The sequence below is a fragment of the Cobetia sp. L2A1 genome (assembly GCF_009796845.1).
Classification (GTDB): Bacteria; Pseudomonadota; Gammaproteobacteria; order Pseudomonadales; family Halomonadaceae; genus Cobetia.
This window is the reverse complement of sequence record NZ_CP047025.1, coordinates 235234-249564: the sequence shown is the minus strand read 5'-3', so window position 1 is coordinate 249564 and position 14331 is coordinate 235234. Positions and strand designations below refer to the sequence as shown.

The 14331-nt window shown below is 60.4% G+C and carries 13 protein-coding genes; 6 read left to right on the top strand and 7 right to left on the bottom strand.

All coding sequences use genetic code 11. From position 1 onward, the window contains the following. Positions 1 to 149: 149 nt before the first annotated feature. The 4 genes from GQR90_RS01165 (at position 150) to GQR90_RS01150 (ending at position 3662) form a co-directional block, all read left to right on the top strand. The gene (locus GQR90_RS01165; RefSeq protein ID WP_199269453.1) at positions 150 to 710 is read left to right on the top strand and encodes an iron transporter; all 561 of its coding nucleotides are present in this window, start codon (positions 150 to 152) and stop codon (positions 708 to 710) included. A 124-nt stretch (positions 711 to 834) separates the two neighbouring features. After that, positions 835 to 1197, top strand: a complete 363-nt coding sequence (locus GQR90_RS01160; protein WP_158772540.1) for a cupredoxin domain-containing protein — start codon at positions 835 to 837, stop codon at positions 1195 to 1197. A gap of 123 nt (positions 1198 to 1320) precedes the next feature. Continuing rightward, a complete protein-coding gene (locus GQR90_RS01155; RefSeq protein ID WP_158772539.1) occupies positions 1321 to 2181 on the top strand; it encodes an FTR1 family iron permease in 861 nt (286 codons plus the stop codon). A gap of 35 nt (positions 2182 to 2216) precedes the next feature. Then, positions 2217 to 3662 (top strand): 4Fe-4S binding protein, encoded by a 1446-nt coding sequence (locus GQR90_RS01150; RefSeq protein ID WP_158772538.1) that lies wholly within the window; start codon positions 2217 to 2219, stop codon positions 3660 to 3662. Between the two features lie 139 nt (positions 3663 to 3801). Here the strand turns inward: GQR90_RS01150 and GQR90_RS01145 are convergent, their stop codons facing one another. Beyond that, a complete protein-coding gene (locus GQR90_RS01145; RefSeq protein ID WP_158772537.1) occupies positions 3802 to 5379 on the bottom strand; it encodes a DHA2 family efflux MFS transporter permease subunit in 1578 nt (525 codons plus the stop codon). 2 nt (positions 5380 to 5381) lie between these two features. Continuing rightward, entirely contained in the window at positions 5382 to 6539 is a 1158-nt protein-coding gene (locus GQR90_RS01140; protein ID WP_158772536.1) for an HlyD family secretion protein, read from the bottom strand. Between the two features lie 276 nt (positions 6540 to 6815). On the opposite strand from GQR90_RS01140, the gene GQR90_RS01135 reads away from it, so the two are divergent. Next, on the top strand, positions 6816 to 7493 hold the full coding sequence (locus tag GQR90_RS01135; RefSeq protein ID WP_158772535.1) for a TetR/AcrR family transcriptional regulator: 678 nt from the start codon (positions 6816 to 6818) through the stop codon (positions 7491 to 7493). A gap of 136 nt (positions 7494 to 7629) precedes the next feature. Here GQR90_RS01135 and GQR90_RS01130 read toward each other — a convergent pair whose 3' ends face one another. From GQR90_RS01130 to GQR90_RS01110, 5 genes are all read right to left on the bottom strand, one after another. Further along, complete coding sequence (locus GQR90_RS01130; RefSeq protein WP_158772534.1) at positions 7630 to 8217, bottom strand: hypothetical protein; 588 nt, start codon at positions 8215 to 8217, stop codon at positions 7630 to 7632. A 106-nt stretch (positions 8218 to 8323) separates the two neighbouring features. Continuing rightward, complete coding sequence (locus GQR90_RS01125) at positions 8324 to 9688, bottom strand: TRAP transporter large permease (RefSeq protein WP_233266376.1); 1365 nt, start codon at positions 9686 to 9688, stop codon at positions 8324 to 8326. Further along, entirely contained in the window at positions 9663 to 10388 is a 726-nt protein-coding gene (locus GQR90_RS01120) for a TRAP transporter small permease subunit (RefSeq protein ID WP_158772533.1), read from the bottom strand. The genes GQR90_RS01125 and GQR90_RS01120 overlap by 26 nt, the downstream gene beginning before the upstream one ends. Continuing rightward, on the bottom strand, positions 10385 to 11509 hold the full coding sequence (locus GQR90_RS01115; RefSeq protein WP_233266375.1) for a TRAP transporter substrate-binding protein: 1125 nt from the start codon (positions 11507 to 11509) through the stop codon (positions 10385 to 10387). The genes GQR90_RS01120 and GQR90_RS01115 overlap by 4 nt, the downstream gene beginning before the upstream one ends. A gap of 448 nt (positions 11510 to 11957) precedes the next feature. After that, the gene (locus tag GQR90_RS01110; protein WP_233266374.1) at positions 11958 to 13448 is read right to left on the bottom strand and encodes a sigma-54 interaction domain-containing protein; all 1491 of its coding nucleotides are present in this window, start codon (positions 13446 to 13448) and stop codon (positions 11958 to 11960) included. 275 nt (positions 13449 to 13723) lie between these two features. On the opposite strand from GQR90_RS01110, the gene GQR90_RS01105 reads away from it, so the two are divergent. Continuing rightward, positions 13724 to 14320, top strand: a complete 597-nt coding sequence (locus GQR90_RS01105) for a hypothetical protein (protein ID WP_158772532.1) — start codon at positions 13724 to 13726, stop codon at positions 14318 to 14320. Positions 14321 to 14331 lie beyond the last annotated feature (11 nt).

The following is a 14331-nucleotide window of genomic DNA, read 5'->3' as shown; positions in this document are numbered from 1 at the left end:
CAAGATATCTGATAATTGAGACCTATCGCATATAGGAAAACGCCAGGTTGCAAGATAAGCAACACACGCGGCGCACTAATGAGAATGGTTATATTTATGCTTATCAGGATAATGAGACCACCTTTCCCCAATCATGCGAGCTTCTACTGATGCCACAACGTCACATTGTCACCACCACACTGTCTCGTGCGCTCAAGCCTGCCTTGCTCGCCATGAGCCTGGTAGCACCCTTTGTGGCAGGTCAGGCATCGGCACTGGAATACCCCATCGGTACGCCGGCCAAGGAAGGCGGCATGGAAATCGCTGCCGTTTATCTGCAGCCAGTCGTCATGGCACCCGCGGGCAAGCTGCCGGCCAACAAGGCCGATATTCACCTGGAAGCTGACATCCACGCACTGATGGAGAATGACAACGGCTTCGCACCGGGCGATTGGATTCCCTATCTCAGCATCCATTACACCCTGACCAAGAAGGGCAGCGAGACGCCGATCGAGGGTGATCTGGTCCCGATGATCGCCAACGATGGCACTCACTATGGCAAAAACGTCAAGCTGGACGGCCCGGGCAAGTACCACCTGACCCTCGCCATTCAGCACCCTGACATGCCGCGTCATATCGATAAGGAAACCGGTGTCGCTGAATGGCCGGAGACCATCACGACTGACTACGATTTCGTCTACGCTGGCATCGGCAAGAAAGGCGGCTACTGATCCCTGACACGCCTACTGTTGCCCGCGCTCAATGGCTGCCCTAGTGGCGGCCATTGGTCGCTTTGCCAATCCGCTTTCCATGCTGATGGCATCTTGCTCCTCACTCCCTGCCATGGAGCTCACCATGCGTCTGTCCCGTCGCTTGTACGCCCGGTTATCTACTGTACTGCTGCTCATCCTGTCAGCCGCCCTGCTGCCACGCATGGCCTCAGCCTCCGACATGCCTTCCTATGATCTGACGCTCAAGAACGGCACACTGACGCCGCGCGTGCTGGAAGTGAAGGCCGGTGAGAAATTCATCATTCAGCTGCACAACTCAGGCAATACGCCCGCCGAATTCGAGAGCAACTCGCTGCGCAAGGAAAAGGTGCTGGCACCGGGCGTGAAATCGTTCGTGGTCATCCATCCACTGCGCGCGGGAAGCTATGACTACTTCGATGATTTCCATCTGCCAGATGCACGTGGCCAGGTCGTGGCGACGGACTGATGGCTAGCCTCATGTCCGCTGTCACGTACGTCCCGCAACGCTGCGCAATCCATCTCCCCTCTGTCCGTGTGCGAACTGCTTCGCGGTTCCTTTCATCCGCACGCTGCTCCCGAGAGTCCCGCCATGTTTGATCAGGTTCTGTTTATCGTCTGGCGCGAAAGCGTCGAAGCCATTCTTGTCGTTGGCATCATGCATGCCTGGCTGGTCCAGTCCGGTACCCGCGCCGGCTTGCGCTACCTGTGGGGTGGCGTTGTCGCCGGTCTGGTACTCGCCGGTCTGATGGGGGCTGCCCTGATGGGCGCCAAAACGTGGCTGACCGGCACCGCGCAGGAAGTCTTCCAGGCCATCCTGGTGCTGGTCGCCTGCCTGTTGATTACCCAGATGGTGCTATGGATGCGTACCAAGGGCCGCACGCTGAAGGCAGAACTGGAGAGTGGACTGGCGAATGCCGTCTCCTCCGGCAGCTACTGGGGCGTGGCGATTCTGGTCGCGATCGCCGTGGCACGTGAAGGCGCCGAGACGGTCGTCTTCCTCTACGGCATGGGCGCCGCCAGCCTGCAATCCGGCGGTATCGCCAGCTTCTCGCTGGCTGCCGGCATCGGCTTCGCACTCGCCGTAGCGACCTTCATGGCACTGCAGCTGGGGTCGCGCCTGTTCTCCTGGAAATTGTTCTTCCGTGTCACCGAGATACTGCTGCTGCTACTGGCCGCCTCGCTGTTGATGTCGGGTCTTGAGCAGTTGATCGGCCTCGGCTATCTGCCGGCAGGCATGGACCCGCTATGGGATTCCAGCTGGCTGTTGGATGACGGCAGCGGCCTGGGTGGCCTGTTGGCAACCTTCGCCGGCTATCGCGCGTGGCCTGCCGCCACCATGGTGGGTGGCTACGCTCTCTACTGGGTCGTCGTGATCAGCATGATGAAGAACCAACGCAAGAATGAACGCAGTGATCAGCGCAGTCAGCTGGCCGCACGGGCACGTAGCTAAGTCGCTAGGCAGCCAATTCCGAGGAGAAAGCATCCATGGCCAACTGCGGCACTCAGACAGCAAATGGCACGATGACTTCACGCCCGACGCGCATCGCGCGCTTCGGGCAGGCGATGCAGCAGCGCCGTGGGTTGATCCAGCTGATCCAATGGCTGGTGGTGGGGATCTATGCCTTTCTGCTGGTCGTGCCCGCGCTGCTGCCACTGCCAGACTATCAGGCGCATATCCTGACCAGTCTGACGGTGTTCGCCGAATTCGTGTTCTGGGGGCTGTGGTGGCCCTTCGTGCTGATCAGCATGGTGCTGATGGGGCGGGTGTGGTGCGGCGTCTTCTGCCCGGAAGGCACGCTGACCGAAGCCGCCAGCCGCATCGGCCTCGGCCGCCCTATCCCCAACTGGATGCGCTGGGGCGGCTGGCCCTTCGTGGCCTTTCTCGGCACGACGCTCTACGGCCAGCTGGCCAGCGTGTATCAGTATCCGCTTGGCGCGCTGATGGTACTGGGCGGATCGACGGTGGCGGCGATCATCGTCGGACTGATCTACGGCAAGGGCACCCGTGTCTGGTGTCGGCAGCTGTGTCCGGTCAATGGCGTGTTCAATCTATTGGCACGCCTGTCGCCGACCCACTTTCGTACTGATCAGGCCCAGTGGGCAGCACACAATCAAGCCGTGAGAAACGGTGACGCCGTTCGTTCGCACGCACCGGACTGCGCGCCGTTGATTCCGCTCAAGCAACTCGACAGTGCCGGCGATTGTCATGCCTGCGGACGTTGCAGCGGCTACAAGGACGCCATGCAGCTGGAATGGCGCGCACCGGGGGCCGAGCTGGTCGAGCCGCCGCAGCCAGTGCAGTTCACGCACTATTCCGTGCTGGTGTTCGGCCTGCTCGGTATCGCCATCGGCGCCTTCAGCTGGAGCGCCAGCCCGTGGTTCGTGGCCATCAAGCAGCAGCTGGCCGTGTGGTTGATCGAGCACGACATGATGTGGGCGCTGACGACATCGCTGCCCGCGTGGATTCTGACCAACTACCCCGAGCACAACGATGTCTTCAACCTGCTCGATGGCGGCTTGATCACGCTGTGGATCGTGGCCGGTGGCTGTCTGCTGGGGGCCATTACCAGTCTGCCGCTGCTGCTGGGCAATCTGCTGATGGGCGGCAAGGCTACGCTCTCGCGCATGTGGCATCTTTCGTTGAGCCTGATTCCACTGGGCGGACTTGGCGTCTTCCTCGGGCTTTCCTCCACCACCATGACGCTGCTGCGCGGTGATGGCATCAACCTGCTGTGGGCCAATGACCTGCGCGCCACCCTGCTGGCACTGGCGTGTCTGTGGGGGCTGCGTCTTGCCTGGCGCATCACCGGTGAGCAACAGAACAGCGGCCAGCTGGCAGGCAGCGCTGCCCGCGTGATCGGGACTGCCAGTGTCGCGGTCGCCTGTCTGCCGGTACTGGCCATCTGGTACCTGATGTTCTGGGGCTGGTAAGCCCGCGTTTCCCACTGGCCACTTCAGCCGGACATCAGCAGTGACAACGCAAGAGACCCGCCGATTGGCGGGTCTTCTTGTCTGTGGCACAGAGAACGAGGATGACTGATAGCTGATGGCTGCCCTGATGAATCACGACCTAGTGCGCCCCACCATCTTCTGCATCCTTTGCGCTTTCAGGCTTGCGGAAGGCAAACGCCACCACGCTGCCGATGACATAGACCGCGCCCAGCCACAGGAAGATGTTGTCAAAGGCCAGTACCTCAGCCTGGGTGCTGATGCGCTGCGCGATCATCCCGACGCCGGCGCGCCAGGCATCATCCAGACTCTGGAAGGACAGCTGATAACTGTAGAGCTGATCGACCACTGCCTGCTGGCCCAGATCAATGGAGCTGATCATCTGATTCCAGTGATAGTCCTCGCGCATGTCACGCACGGTATCGATCAACGCCAGCCCCACCGCGCCGCCCAGATTGCGCATCACGTTGAACAGACCACTGGCGTTGCCGATCTCCTTCGGCGCCAGCAGCCCCATGGCCAGCCGTGAGACCGACAGTAGTACCAGAATCTGGCCAACACCACGCACGACCTGCGGCCAGAAGAACTCGTCATACCCGGAGCCCGAGGTGAGATGCGCATTCATGCCCGTCCCCAACCCCGTCAGCACCAGACCGATGAACATCATCAGCCGCAGATCGATGAGATCGGAGAGCTTGCCGGACAACGGCGCCATCAGGAACATCGCGACACCCGCCACGAACATGACCTCACCGATCTGCAGGCTCGAGAAGCCGCGGATGGTGCCGAGAAACAGCGGCACCAGATAGACTAGCCCGTAGAGCACCACACCCAGCCAGAAGCCCACCAGAGCACCCAGTGCAAAGTTACGATTCTTGAACACGCGCAGATCGACGATGGGGTTGTCCGTGGTCAGCACCCGCCAGAAGAAGCCGATGCAGGATAGCGCGCAGACGATGGTCCACAGCAGGATGCCCGTGTCCGAGAACCAGTCGTCACCCGGCCCCTCCTCCAGCACGTACTCCAGACTGCCGAGGAAGATTGCCATCAGTGACAGTCCCAGCGTATCCAGACGCTTGAGCAGAGCGCGATCGCCCTGATCGATATCCAGATTGCGCCATACCAGCGTGGCCACGATGATGCCCGGGATCAGGTTGGCCAGAAACAGCCAGTGCCAGCTGAAGTACTCGGTCAGATAGCCGCCCACGGTCGGCCCGATGGAGGGCGCCATGGTCGCGACCAGTCCGATCACTGCCTGAATGCTGCCCATCTTGCGGCGCGGGAAGATCGAGAAGCTGACCGCCTGGGTCAGTGGAATCATCGCCCCGCCCATGAAGCCCTGTACCGCCCGCAGCACGATCAAGGCTTCCAATGAGGTCGAAAGCGCGCAGCCCAGACTCGCCACCGTGAAGCCCAGCGCCGAGACCGTCAGCACCACGCGGGTCGAGAAGATGCGCGCCAGCATGCCGGACAGCGGGATCATCACGATCTCGGCGATCAGATAGCTGGTCTGGATCCACGAGACCTGCTCGGGGCTGGCCGAGAGACCCGCCTGAATCTCGTTGAGAGAGCTTGCGACGATCTGAATATCCAGAATCGCCATGAACATGCCGAACACCGCCGCAATGAAGCCTATCTGCTGCGTGCGCGTCGGCATGTCATTGTGGGTGGCCCCCGATACGGTACCTGCCTCGGCCATGCTTACTGCGCCCCGGCCGTGACAGCAGCGTCAGTCTTGCTGGCCGGCGCCAGACTTGGCGCAGCAGCATCACCCGCCGCCGACGCATCGAGGTGGGCATCGCCCAGGGCATAGGTGCCGGTGTCCGGTAGCTCGCGCGTGTCGATCGACGGAATGACCGACAGGCCCGCACGCAGACGCGGCAGCGCCTCACTGGGGCCGGTCAGGCGAATGCGCACCGGCACGCGCTGCACGATCTTGTTGAAGTTGCCGGTGGCATTGTCGGTCGGCAACAGGCTGAACTCGGTCCCGGTGGCGGGCGAGAGACTATCCACCACCCCTTCGAACTCGACGTCAGGATAGGCGTCCACCTCAAGACTCACCGGCTGCCCGACGCGCATGCGCTCGGTCTGGGTTTCCTTGTAGTTGGCGACCACGTAGGCACTCTCGACCGGCACCAACTGCATCAGCGTCAGCGAGGCACTGGCCATGGTACCGACCTCAGCACTGCGATTACCGATCACGCCATCCTGCGGCGCGATGATCTTCGTCTTGTTCAGCTGATGGCGGGCATAGGCCAGGTCCGCCGCGGCAGAGACGATCTCGGCGCGCGCCGAATCCAGCTGGGCCTTGTAGACCTCAAGCTGTCCGCGGGCAGACGTCAGTGCGGCCTGCTTCTGCGCAACACTGGCCTCGGTGGTGCGCAGTGTCACCTGATCATCCTCATAGGATTGCTGCGAGGCGTAGCTACGGCTTTCCAGGCTCTTGGAGCGTTTGAGGTGGAGTGCCGCCTGATCGCGCTCAGCCTTGGCGGAATCCAACGCGGCCTTGGCCTCGTCGATCTTCGCCTGCTGCAACGTCAACTGGCGCTCGGCCTGCACTTCGCCGGTGCGCGAGTTGTCCAGCTGGGCACTGGCCTGATCCAGATTGGCTTTGGCATCACCATCATCAAGTTCCACCAGCAGCTGGCCCGCCGTCACCGGCTGATTGTCGTGCACCAGCATGCGCGTGATACGCGCCGTGGTCTCGGCGCGCACAGGCACACTGTCGGCACGCACGTAGGCGTTGTCAGTTTCCTGCATGAAGCGACCAACCCGCCACCACTCCAACCCCAGCACCCCGCCCGCAATGATGCCTGCGATGACGACGATGGCTACAACGCCTTTTCCTGCCTTGTTCATTAGCAAACCTCTTTTACTGCCCGTCTTGCCGACAGTCTCGTGACTAGCAGGAAGCACACTCAGAATCTGTCGAGCGACGTGGTCGCGACGACCATCCAACCCACCACCAGCGTTGGACAGTTACCGCCATGCATCGCTATTAAGTGTAATAAATACTACAGTTAACTTGCGCACTCCAACAGTTGCACCTTACGTCCCTGTCCGTTCAGGTAACTGCAACCACAGAACTGCATGATGTCATGAGACACACGCCCCACTCTCCAGCAGGACATTCACATGACCGACAACCCTGAAGAACTGACGGCACTACCGCTAGAGGCTTCTGTCACACGTGCCTCTCCACGTGGCGATGCGCGTCGCAAGCGCCAGCTGAGCGTGGCACGCGAGCACTTCCTTGAGCAGGGTTTTGCGGCGACCAGCATCAATGACATCGCACGCGAAGCAGGCGGTTCGCTGGCGACGCTGTACCGCAACTTCGGCAACAAGGAGGGTCTGTTTCTGGCGGTCATGCAGCAGGAGGCCAAATCCGTGTGGGCGCTGATGGACCAGCAGGTCAGCGATGGCAGCCATCCGCCACAGGCACTGGAACGCTTCGGCATGGCCATTCTCTCGCTGGCACTGCAGCCACGCCTGATCCGACTACTACGCGGGCTGGCTTTCGAAAGCGGGCGGACGCCCGAACTGGGTCGCCTGTTTCTGGAGAATGGCCCCGACGTCACGCGCCAGAGACTCGCCGACTATCTGAGTCAACAGGTGGAAAAAGGCACGCTACCCGGCAGCGGGCTGGGCACGCAGCCGCTGAACGCCGCCAACATGCTGATGGGCATGCTGCTGAGTCCGCTGCATATCGATGCGTTGCTGGGACGCGCTTGCCGAACCGACAGCATGGAAATCCATCGCCCGCATGTACAACGCTGCGTGCGTGTCTTCATTGCCGGTTTTGGGGCCAGTTGAGAGCAGCCGGTGTCGGCGCATGAGCGTCGCGAAGGCAACGCCAGACACACGCGTCGAGTGCGGAGAGTGCGGAGAGTGCGGAGAGTGCGGAGAAATAGTACAGCGAGAGGGGCAGGAGTGAAGCAGAGGCACAATGCTACTCACTCAAATGCAGCACCTGGCCATTGAGCGAGCGCCCTGCTCCCCCTGCCAGAAATCGCGCACATTCCGCGACAGCAGAAGGCCCGCTGCCCTGGGGACACAGCAGATTGGCGCGTACCTTGTCCGGCGCGCGTGATGCCAGCCGCTGGATCAACTCACTCAGTGCCGCCTGTGCCATGGCAGTGCCGTGATGGTCCAGCGAGGACAGCGGTGGTGCGACGGCCAGCAGACGTCCGCCGTGGCGCAACATCCGCGCACAGCCAGCCTTGAGCAGGGCCGCCGGCCCGGCCACCTGCTGCACCAGACACTCCTCCAGCGACTGAGCAATGGCCGCAGACGGTGGCATGCAAACCAGTACATCGAGTCGTCCCAGGCGGGCCACCAATGCCTCGAAGCAGCCCTCGCCCATCACCTGCCCAAAGCGATCACTCTGCTCGCCGCCCAGCGCATCCAGCACCTGCTCAAGATCCGCAAGCCCGGTGCCCATCAGCCCGGTGATGGCGCCTTCTTCCAGGAAGGTGCGCGCCATGGCTTCAAGCCATGCCCCCTGCCCCGCGATCAACACCCTGCGTCGTGGCAGCATGATGTTCTCCCTGCTCGTTCACTCAGCGAATTACCGCTTTCATCGAGCGCATCACCACCTTGTGATGCGCCATGGTGTTGCCTGACATCCAGCGTGACACCCAGGGTCAGGGCATCAATCCCGGTAGCCACAGCACCAGTGACGGGAACAGGATGCACAAGCTCAGTCCCGCCAGCTGCAGGCCAACGAAGGGCAGGATAGAGCGATAGATGGTACCGATGGAGATCTGACCCGCAGTGATGCCCTTGAGGTAGAACAGGGCATAGCCAAACGGTGGCGTCAGGAAACTCGTCTGCAGGTTGATGGCGACCAGAATCGCGAACCACACCAGCAGGCCCTGACCGGAAAGCCCCATGCCGAAGTCCAGCACCTCGACCACCGGTGCCACTAGCGGCAGCACCACGAAGCTGATTTCGATCCACTCAAGAAAGAAGCCGAGCACGAAGATCAGTCCCATCAACAGCAGCAGCAAGCCGTAGGGGCCCAGGCCAGTGCCGGTGATGACGTCCTCAATCAGGTAATCGCCGCCGAGACGCTTGAATACCACCGAGAAACAGGTCGCGCCGATGACGACAAACAGGATCATCGCGCTGGTGCGTGAGGTATCACGTAGTGTGTTGCGCAATGTGGAGAAGGACAGCCCGCCCATCACCAATGCCAACAGCAAGCTTCCGCCCGCGCCGATGGCCGCAGCCTCGGTGGGCGTGGCGATACCGGTCATGATCGAGCCGAGCACCGCGACGATCAACACCATCGGGCCGAACAGATCCCGCAGCAGCGCCAGTGCCAGCGGTGTCTTGTCGGTGCCCAGCAGCTTCTGGTCTGGCAGTGGTGCCCAGTCGGGATGCAGCTTGGCGGTGATCAGCAGGTAAGCGACATAGAGCGCGCCAAGCAGCAGGCCGGGCACCAGTGCCGCCTTGAACAGTGCGCCAACCGAGATCTGCAGGATGGAGCCCATCAATACCAACATGATCGAGGGCGGAATCAGGATGCCCAGCGTGCCGGAGGCCGCAATCACGCCACAGGCCATCTCCGGCTTGTAGCCCTGGCCCAGCATCACGGGTAGCGCCAGCAGCCCCAGCATCACGACGGAGGCACCGATGATGCCGGTACTGGCCGCCATCACCACACCGAGCAGCGCGACCGATACCGCCAGGCCACCATGCACACGGCCGAACAGGCGCTGCAGCGTCATCAGCAGATTGCGCGCCACGCCGGAGCTTTCGAGCATCAGCCCCATGAACACGAACAGTGGAATCGCGATCAGCAGCCAGTTCTCGATCACTCCACCGAAGATGCGTGAACCGACGGTACCCAGAAATGCCACGGGTATATCGCCGATGAAGGCAAACAGAATACCCAGCCCGCCGAGCAGGAAGGCCACCGGGTAGCCGGAGAAGATACCAACAAGCAGCGCCACCACCATGGTGATGGGCAGAGCGTATTCAGCGAGCATTGTCGTGGCTCCCATGGGCAGAGTCGTGGGGGGCCGCGGCGTCAGTCGACGCGCCTGCCGTCTGGGGGGCAAGGCCGGTCAGACTGGCAATCTCATGATCTTTCAGACGTTCCGGCACACGCGCCGGGTCAAACAGGCAGGACAGGTTCTCGAAGATCTGCCCGAGCGCCCCAAGGGCCAGGAATACCAGCCCGATCGGCAATATCGCCTTGATCAGATAACGATCCACCAGCCCGCCGTAGTTGGACTTCTCGCCCGAGGTGTACGACATGATCACGGAGTGCTTCGATAGCCAGGCGATCAATAGGCAGAAGGGAATCAGCATGATGAGGTGGCCGAGGATATCGACCACGGCACGGCCACGCGGCGTAAGCCGCTGATAGAACAGATCGACCCGCACATGCGTATCGCTGTGCAGAGCGTAGGTACCACCGAAGAGCGTCAGGATCCCGAACAGATGCCATTGCAGCTCGGTGACGGAATTGATGGTGATCGCGGTGCCGAACAGCAGCACATCGGGCGACCCCCAGTTGGCGACTTCATTGATACCCAGGGCGTTGAGCGTGACGGTGGTGAGCACAGCCAGGATGATCGCCAGACCCAGCCAACTGGTCCAGCGACCCACCCACAGCCCCAGGCCGACCAACGGTCGCCCCAGGGCTCCACACACCGCCCCGCCTCTTGCCCGCCAGGGCGCAAGGCGGGGGTCGGTCATTGTGCGCTGCCCCCATCGTCTTTCATGGCCATCGGTGGCGGCATGGCTTGCAGTTCATACCACTCGTCGATCAGCGCCGCGTGCTTCATCAGCGAATCATAGGCCTTGGCGAAGTCAGGGTTGGTCTTCTTCTCTTCTTCCAGCACCTCACCCCACGCCTTCTGCAGCGCCGTCATGACGGGCTCCGGGAAGCGCTTGACCTCGACACCCTTGGCCTCCAGCTCGTGAATCGCCTTGACCTGTGCCGGCGGCGCTTCTGCCATAGCCCACTGCAGTGTCGCGCGGCAAGCGGTCTGGAACTGTGCCTTGCGCTCATCGCTGTAGCTGTCCCACACCTCTTGATTGACCAGCAACGAGAACCAGCTCGCGCTCTGATGCCAGCCCGGGAAGTAGTAATACTTGGCGACTTCATTGAAGCCCATCGCCTGATCGACCTGCGGCACCGAGAACTCGGTGGCATCGACGCGGCCACGCTCAAGCGCCAGGTAGATCTCGCTGCCCGGCACTAGCTGCGTCGAAGCGCCCAGCTTGTTGAGCACCTTGGCGCCGAGGCCCGAGATGCGCATGGACAGCCCCTTGAAGTCGTCCGGCGTGTTGATCTCCTTGTTGAACCAGCCGCCCGTTTCCTGCGGAGAGATGAAGCACGGCAGCACCTTCACGCCGTACGGGTCATAGGCGGCCTGTATCAGCTCGGTGCCTTCACCGGCCCACATCCACGACATGAAGGCTTCCGGACTCGGGCCGAACGGTAGTGCGCCGTAGAGATTGGTGATCGGTACCGTGCCTGCCCAGTAGCCCATCCAGTCCCAACCGGCCTGAATGGCACCGGAAGATACGGAGTTGAAGACTTCAAAGGCCGGTACCAGATCACCCGGTTCATGCACACGCAGGGTGACGGCACCGCCGGTGGCAGTCTTGAGCTCCTCAGACAGGCGCACCGCGCCTGCACCGAGGAAGTTCTTGGTCGAGAAGGTACTGGCCACGTCGAGCTTCTTCGGGCCTTCGGCCTGTGCGGGCATGGCGACCATCAACGTCGTGGTAGCGACGGCTGCCGCGATGGCGACTCCGAGACGCAGACGACGTGGAGTGGCGGACAGATGAGAAACAGCGTGATGAGGCATGGGGCGGCTCCCTGATTATTGTTTTACTGACCCATGGTGCTGGCCAGACGTACTGATGAAACATGCTGCCACGCGCATAGCTTACGCTTACGTCAACTCGCCCTTGAGTAACGCAAGTCACTGACCACTCCACTGGAATATCAATTATTTCAGCCATCTACACTCACATCGTCGCGCAATTTCTGCCTGCCATGCAGTTTGGTCCTCCCCAAAACCTGCGAGGCGTCCGGTTATCCGGACGCCTCGCAGGTTTGCTTGCCTAAAATCGCCACCAAGGTCGCGTACCAATGACAGTAGCCAAGACCTTCTGATCCGCCATGAATCTTGCAAGGTTCACGGCTGATGGGGCATGTAGCGTGATGACAGAGTGATTTCCCAAAAACGTCCGGAAAGCCGGACATAATTCCGGATTTCCGGACGCCTTGTGACATTCTTCTCACTCGGCCGCCTACACCCCATGCCGCGCGAGCTTCTCGTAGAGTGATGACTTGGCGATGCCCAGCTGGCGCGCCGCCTGCGTGCGGTTGCCGCCACAGCTGCACAGGGCTTCTTCGATCAACTGCCGCTCAGCGTATGCCATGGCTTCACGCAGTGAGCCCGTCGTCACAAAGGTATCCAGCGTCATCGATGGAGTTGCGCTGACTGCTTGGCAGGAAGGGGGTGTGGATATCTCATTACGCCGAGTCCCAATGGCGTCCGGCAGGTCTGTCGGCTGGATATGGCTGCCACCGAGATAGAAGGCCGCTTCGAGCACGTTCTCCAGCTCGCGGACATTGCCGGGCCAATGATGGGCACACAGTCGCTCCAACGCCGCGGGTGACAACACTGGCGGGCGGCGGCCACTACGTCGTGCCAGCCGCCCCAACAGATGAGAGGCCAGGGTAGGCAAGTCTTCGCGGCGTTCGCGCAGCGGTGGTATCACCAGTGGTACCACGTTGATGCGATAGAAGAGGTCTTCACGGAATTCGCCACTCTCGACCAGCGCCTCCAGCGGGCGGTGGGTCGCGGCGATCACGCGCACATCCACCGTCACCAGCCGCGTCGCGCCGACGGCCTCGACTTCACGGTCTTGCAGAACGCGCAGCAGCTTGGCCTGCATCGCCAGCGGCATGTCGCCGACCTCATCGAGAAATAGCGTGCCGCCATCCGCCAATTGGAACTTGCCGGGCTTGCCGCCACGCCGTGCACCCGTGAAAGCGCCCTCCTCGTAGCCGAACAGCTCGGCCTCCAACAGAGCTTCGGGAATCGCGGCGCAGTTGAGCTTGATGAAAGGCCCTTCCGCGCGTGCCGAGGCACGATGCAGCGAGTGGGCGTAGAGCTCCTTGCCGGTACCCGATTCACCGCGAATCAACACCGATGCGCCACCAGGGGCAATCTTGCGCACGCGTGCCGCCAACTCACGCATCGCAGGGGATTCACCGATGATGTCGCTCAGCTTCCAGCGGGCACCGGTGGTAGTTTCCAGTGCCTGACGGTAGTAATCCACCTCGGCTTCAAGCGCCTGCACCTGCGCATTCACCTGCCGCCATTCCCAGGTATCGTGATAGATCACCGAACCGATGACGCCGATGACCTCGCCATCACGCAGGATGGGGTAGCGATGGGCGATCATGTGATGGCCACGAATCAACTGCAGCTGGGCAAGTTCTGCCCGTCCGCTCTCCAGCACCTCATGCATGCGGGTGTTCTCGATCACCTCGCGGGCATCACGTCCCAATACCGCCTCAGGGTCGACGCCGAGAAACTCAGCGTACGGCGCATTGAGAAACTGGATGCAGCCGCGGGCATCCACCACCACCACCCACTCCTCCACCGCATTCATCGCCGCCTTCAACAGCTCTCGACGTGCACTCTCCAGAAGAATCGACGTTGCAGGTAAATCGTTGCGCAGCGGCGTCACCACTCCTGCACCGCCTAACACTGGCATCTGCTGAGCCATCTTCCGCTCCCCCTTGGCGTGTCCGATCATCGTGGGTAGCCATCCTCCGCCACCACACCCGCCGGATCTGATTGTTGTGAGCTGCGCCCTCACGCAGCCAGCGTCCGGAAAACCGGACACCACTCACAGCATCGGCCTACCGCCGCCAAGGATCAACGTAGCCAGTGGTCGTAGAAAATAAATTTTTAATTATTTTCTACGACCACTACAGTGAAAATGAGCATTGAGAAAATCAATCAACAATAAAAAAACAAGTAATAGTGGAGGGCATAAAAATGTCCACGGCACTACAAGACTCAATAGTAATCCTTGGTGCAATAAAAGGCCTTATGGAAAGTGACCTGAAATTAATAAGGCGTTACAAGCAAGATGAAGAACTAAAATTCTCAATCAGCATCAAGATGATTATAGATATATACTCTATTATGAACAAATGGAAGAGGTTCAACACTTATGCAAGAGACGATTTAAGAGTCAGAGAAACAATGAAAATAGTTAAACCTGCTATCGATAGAATAAAAAAGTGGCGAGGCATAGAAGGTATGCGAAATACTATGCTAGCACATGGGTTTAGGGACGATAATAAAAATGGAAAGATAACATGCCTAAAAAAGCGCTATTTCGATGCTGAAGTGCCCAAGAGCTATGCAGAAATAATGCTGCTTTCAGAATACTGCGTCTATATATGTGCGACCGTTATATGTAGACACAAAAACACCGATCACGCAGTGGAATTAGAAAAAGAGTACGATTGTAAAGAAAACCTTGCCGAAATAACAACAATGAAGGAGTTAGAGGATTATGTAAACGAACTTCGCCAATATATGTTCTCGATAGATCCGGAGTTAGAGCACTGCTTCGAGGGTAAATAAATAACATTAAA

Excerpts from the sequence above, each read along its gene's own strand:
- GQR90_RS01135 (WP_158772535.1), top strand. The coding sequence starts at position 6,816 with ATGACCGACAACCCTGAAGAACTGACGGCACTACCGCTAGAGGCTTCT.
- GQR90_RS01110 (WP_233266374.1), bottom strand. The coding sequence starts at position 13,448 with ATGGCTCAGCAGATGCCAGTGTTAGGCGGTGCAGGAGTGGTGACGCCG.
- GQR90_RS01125 (WP_233266376.1), bottom strand. The coding sequence starts at position 9,688 with ATGGGAGCCACGACAATGCTCGCTGAATACGCTCTGCCCATCACCATG.
- GQR90_RS01105 (WP_158772532.1), top strand. The coding sequence starts at position 13,724 with ATGTCCACGGCACTACAAGACTCAATAGTAATCCTTGGTGCAATAAAA.
- GQR90_RS01145 (WP_158772537.1), bottom strand. The coding sequence starts at position 5,379 with ATGGCCGAGGCAGGTACCGTATCGGGGGCCACCCACAATGACATGCCG.
- GQR90_RS01155 (WP_158772539.1), top strand. The coding sequence starts at position 1,321 with ATGTTTGATCAGGTTCTGTTTATCGTCTGGCGCGAAAGCGTCGAAGCC.
- GQR90_RS01140 (WP_158772536.1), bottom strand. The coding sequence starts at position 6,539 with ATGAACAAGGCAGGAAAAGGCGTTGTAGCCATCGTCGTCATCGCAGGC.
- GQR90_RS01165 (WP_199269453.1), top strand. The coding sequence starts at position 150 with ATGCCACAACGTCACATTGTCACCACCACACTGTCTCGTGCGCTCAAG.
- GQR90_RS01130 (WP_158772534.1), bottom strand. The coding sequence starts at position 8,217 with ATGCTGCCACGACGCAGGGTGTTGATCGCGGGGCAGGGGGCATGGCTT.
- GQR90_RS01160 (WP_158772540.1), top strand. The coding sequence starts at position 835 with ATGCGTCTGTCCCGTCGCTTGTACGCCCGGTTATCTACTGTACTGCTG.
- GQR90_RS01120 (WP_158772533.1), bottom strand. The coding sequence starts at position 10,388 with ATGACCGACCCCCGCCTTGCGCCCTGGCGGGCAAGAGGCGGGGCGGTG.
- GQR90_RS01115 (WP_233266375.1), bottom strand. The coding sequence starts at position 11,509 with ATGCCTCATCACGCTGTTTCTCATCTGTCCGCCACTCCACGTCGTCTG.
- GQR90_RS01150 (WP_158772538.1), top strand. The coding sequence starts at position 2,217 with ATGGCCAACTGCGGCACTCAGACAGCAAATGGCACGATGACTTCACGC.